The organism is Acrocarpospora phusangensis (genome assembly GCF_016862995.1).
GTDB lineage: Bacteria > Actinomycetota > Actinomycetes > Streptosporangiales > Streptosporangiaceae > Acrocarpospora > Acrocarpospora phusangensis.
Window position 1 is genome coordinate 1 of the sequence record NZ_BOOA01000217.1, and the last position, 675, is coordinate 675.

The 675-nt window shown below is 65.6% G+C and carries 1 protein-coding gene; it reads left to right on the forward strand.

The window, feature by feature from the left end:
• Positions 1 to 675 (forward strand): HAD-IC family P-type ATPase (locus tag Aph01nite_RS40995; RefSeq protein WP_204046491.1); only part of this gene is annotated, 675 nt, incomplete at both ends.

Below are 675 nucleotides of genomic sequence, written 5' to 3' on the forward strand. Positions count from 1 at the left end.
CAGGGCATGCGCGAACGCTTCGACGAGATGCGGCGCATGGGCATCAGAACCGTCATGATCACCGGCGACAACCCGCTCACCGCCAAAGCCATCGCCGACGAAGCCGGCGTCGACGACTACCTCGCCGAAGCCACCCCCGAAGACAAACTCGCCCTCATCAAACGCGAACAACAAGGCGGACGCCTGGTCGCCATGACCGGCGACGGCACCAACGACGCCCCCGCCCTGGCCCAGGCCGACGTCGGCGTCGCCATGAACACCGGCACCAGCGCCGCCAAAGAAGCCGGCAACATGGTCGACCTCGACTCCAACCCCACCAAACTCATCGAAATCGTCGAGATCGGCAAACAACTCCTCATCACCCGAGGAGCCCTGACCACCTTCTCCATCGCCAACGACATCGCCAAATACTTCGCGATCATCCCGGCCATGTTCGCCGCGGTCTACCCCGGCCTGGACGCCCTCAACCTCATGCGCCTGGCCAGCCCCCAATCGGCGATCCTGTCGGCCGTCGTCTTCAACGCCGTCGTCATCGTCGCCCTCATCCCGCTGGCCCTGCGCGGCGTACGCTACCGCCCCGCCAGCGCCTCCCAGCTCCTCAGCCGCAACCTCTACCTGTACGGCCTGGGCGGCGTCATCGCCCCCTTCATCGGCATCAAACTCATCGACCTGCTC